Source organism: Acinetobacter sp. UBA2063 (assembly GCF_002333245.1).
Lineage (GTDB): Bacteria > Pseudomonadota > Gammaproteobacteria > Pseudomonadales > Moraxellaceae > Acinetobacter > Acinetobacter parvus.
Window position 1 is genome coordinate 1 of sequence record NZ_DDAH01000064.1, and the last position, 2,870, is coordinate 2,870.

Annotated in this window: 5 protein-coding genes; 3 read left to right on the forward strand and 2 right to left on the reverse strand. The window is 36.9% G+C overall.

The genetic code is table 11. The features are described from left to right. Positions 1-347 precede the first annotated feature (347 nt). Genes mutM through B4H32_RS03085 form a run of 3 tightly spaced genes read left to right on the forward strand, consistent with a single transcriptional unit; the run spans position 348 to position 1,905 of the window. Positions 348-1,166, forward strand: a complete 819-nt coding sequence (gene mutM, locus B4H32_RS03075) for a bifunctional DNA-formamidopyrimidine glycosylase/DNA-(apurinic or apyrimidinic site) lyase (protein WP_004681674.1) — start codon at positions 348-350, stop codon at positions 1,164-1,166. A 32-nt stretch (positions 1,167-1,198) separates the two neighbouring features. Beyond that, the gene (locus B4H32_RS03080; RefSeq protein ID WP_004681675.1) at positions 1,199-1,489 is read left to right on the forward strand and encodes a peptidylprolyl isomerase; all 291 of its coding nucleotides are present in this window, start codon (positions 1,199-1,201) and stop codon (positions 1,487-1,489) included. Next, the gene (locus B4H32_RS03085; protein ID WP_004681677.1) at positions 1,486-1,905 is read left to right on the forward strand and encodes a hypothetical protein; all 420 of its coding nucleotides are present in this window, start codon (positions 1,486-1,488) and stop codon (positions 1,903-1,905) included. The genes B4H32_RS03080 and B4H32_RS03085 overlap by 4 nt, the downstream gene beginning before the upstream one ends. Before the next feature lie 7 nt (positions 1,906-1,912). On the opposite strand, the gene B4H32_RS03090 is transcribed toward B4H32_RS03085, so the two are convergent. Both B4H32_RS03090 and mscL read right to left on the reverse strand, forming a co-directional pair. Next, positions 1,913-2,242: a gamma-glutamylcyclotransferase family protein gene (locus tag B4H32_RS03090; RefSeq protein WP_004681678.1), complete on the reverse strand. Its 330-nt coding sequence runs from the start codon at positions 2,240-2,242 to the stop codon at positions 1,913-1,915. A gap of 157 nt (positions 2,243-2,399) precedes the next feature. Next, positions 2,400-2,831, reverse strand: coding sequence for a large conductance mechanosensitive channel protein MscL (mscL, locus tag B4H32_RS03095; protein WP_286799824.1), 432 nt, complete (start codon positions 2,829-2,831; stop codon positions 2,400-2,402). Between the last annotated feature and the right edge of the window lie 39 nt (positions 2,832-2,870).

A 2,870-nucleotide genomic window follows, 5' to 3' on the forward strand; every position in this document is an offset into this window, starting at 1 on the left:
AAATTTACGGATCCATCTCTATAAGTTGCTGTATTGGCTGTGTCTCTATATCAACTTTAGCAGCCCATACCAAGGAGCTATTCAACCCCATACTTACCGCAACACAACCGTATAAAAAATTCAGTTTAATTAAAGGCATAGAAATTCCTTATGGACCTGAAATATAAGAAAGCAATTTTCAAAGACAAGCATGAGTTATTTTAATATTGATCTTATCTCATTGGGATTCACTAAAATGATCAAAAACTAGTATTTATCAACCTTAGCAAATAAAATTAAAGGTCGATATTATTGTAAGTAAAACATTTGCCCTCATTGTATTGTTGTTGAAACAACTTGAGCTCACTATGCCCGAACTTCCAGAAGTTGAAACCACAAAAACCAGTTTACTGCCGCTTTTAGAGCAACGTGTACAAGCTATAAGAGTACACAATCCTAGTTTGCGCTGGCCTATCCCTGATGATCTTGAAAAATTAATTGGTCAACGTTTAATTCAACTCAAACGTCGTTCCAAATATATTTTGGCTGAATTCGAACAAGATCAAATGCTTTGGCATTTAGGCATGTCAGGTAGTTTTCGCTTGTGCCAACCCAGTGACGAATTGCGGAAACATGATCATTTAATTATTGATTTTGAAGATATTCAACTGCGCTATCATGATCCACGTCGTTTTGGCTGTATTCTTTGGCTAGATCAGGACAATCAGTCCAAGCTTATTGACACACTTGGTCCAGAACCTTTAAGTGAAGATTTTAATGCGACTTATTTGTTAGAAAAGCTAAATAAGAAGAATGTCGGTATTAAAATTGCACTTATGGATAATCATGTGGTGGTAGGTGTTGGTAATATTTACGCAACTGAAAGTTTATTCAACATTGGGGTTCATCCTGCGCAACCTTCTTTAACTTTAACTCAAGCACAAGTTGAAAAGTTGGTGATTGAGGTCAAGCGCATCCTAAAACAAGCGATTGATCTTGGCGGTTCAACTTTACGTGACTATAGTAATGCGATGGGGGAAAATGGTTATTTCCAACAAACGCTGCTTGCTTATGGTCGCGCAGGTGAAATGTGTGTCAACTGCGAAACCAAGCTGGAGAATTTAAAGTTGGGACAACGCGCCAGTGTGTTCTGCCCACAGTGTCAACCCTTAAATAAGAAAGCTTAGTTATTTCAATGTTTTCTCAAGGAGAGTGATTTATGCAGACTGCAATTGTTCGGCATATTCTGGTCAAGGATAAAGACTTGGCAGAACAACTGAAAAAGCGGATTCATTCTGGCGCGGACTTTGCGAAAATTGCCAAGCAATATTCAACATGCAACTCAGCAAAACGTGGTGGTGAACTCGGTGAAGTGAAGAAAGGGCAGCTCGTTCCTGTGATCGACAAACTGGTTTTTACTGCCGCGGAGAGAGTCTTACACGGTCCAATTAAAAGCCAGTTTGGTTTTCATCTGGTTGAAATTAAATTTCGTATGGAGGGATTGAGATGACCCCAATTAAACTTGAGCCTATAAACTACTCATCACTCAATGCAAAAGCTCAAGAAACGTATAACTTTCATAAAATGGCAGCAATACTCGCTGATTATGGCTATAACTGCTTATGGCTCAATGATGATTGGAACGGTGCAGATTGCATTGCTGTACATATAAGCGGTCTTTCAGATGCCAAAATCCAACTTAAAGGCTGTATTTCATTTGCACAAAAATATCGAGGAAAAAACCTTTATATTGCTTTCTTTGAATTAGGCGATTTATACATTTACCCACACGATCTAGTATTAGACCAAGTAGAAAGTTTTATTGCCGACCAAATATGGTTAGCGAAAGGTACTTATTTTCAAACCAAAATTACCAAAAGATTTGCACAAATAATCGCACCTTATAAAGTTCCTAAAATGAAATAGCCTATCTTTACATTTCCTTCATCACATAAGTCCATGCCTGTACAATCTCACCAGTATCCAGAATAGTTTTTACTTGCACTCTTGTATATTGCACACCCTCAAAATCATCCAGCATTTGCCAATTTTCTGCCAATTTTTCAGTGCTAAACAGATAACCTTCTACCAATGCGTCTTTTTCATTTAAAATAATGGCTGGTAAACCCTTATCTGGTCCCCAATCTAAAATATGAATTGTTCCATGTATAGAAGCTTTTTCCCAGTCACCACCTATTCCAGCAAGAATATGGGCATTCTCCCGATTTGGGCAAAGTGTGCCGTAGACAAACAAGCGATTCATAGATTTATCCCACTTTAATATTTTTCAGCATGTTAAAGTGAAATAATTAAACTTTCCATGTTTAGTATCTCCAATTATTCAAATAACTTTTACCAATTATTTTTCAATCAGGCATAAAAAATGGCATATCGAGATGCCATTTTATTTTCAGGAATTTTTAACCCTGTTTTTTCAATTCATCACGGATTTCACGTAACAACTGAATATCTTCTGGTGTTGCTGCTGGTTCAGGAGCGACTTCCTGTTGTTTACGAATACGGTTCATTACTTTCACCATAAGAAACACAACCCATGCCAAAATAATGAAATTAATAAAGATGGTTAAGAAATTACCATAGGTTAAAACATTGACACCAGCTTTCGTTAATTGATCTAACGACTGTAAATTATTTGGATTGTCTCCTAGCACAATAAACTTCTGCGTAAAATCAACACCCCCACCAGTAATAACTGAAATAAGTGGCATGATGATATCTTTCACCAATGAATCAATAATTTTACCAAATGCACCACCAATGATGACACCAATGGCAAGATCCATCATATTGCCTTTGATGGCAAATTCTTTAAATTCTTTAATAATACTCATCTATAACTCTCCAGAGTTGACGTGATCGCACCTACTTTT

Bases quoted from the DNA above. Each gene is read 5' to 3' on its own strand.
- mutM (WP_004681674.1), top strand. From the start codon at position 348: ATGCCCGAACTTCCAGAAGTTGAAACCACAAAAACCAGTTTACTGCCG.
- B4H32_RS03080 (WP_004681675.1), top strand. From the start codon at position 1,199: ATGCAGACTGCAATTGTTCGGCATATTCTGGTCAAGGATAAAGACTTG.
- B4H32_RS03085 (WP_004681677.1), top strand. From the start codon at position 1,486: ATGACCCCAATTAAACTTGAGCCTATAAACTACTCATCACTCAATGCA.
- B4H32_RS03090 (WP_004681678.1), bottom strand. From the start codon at position 2,242: ATGAATCGCTTGTTTGTCTACGGCACACTTTGCCCAAATCGGGAGAAT.
- mscL (WP_286799824.1), bottom strand. From the start codon at position 2,831: ATGAGTATTATTAAAGAATTTAAAGAATTTGCCATCAAAGGCAATATG.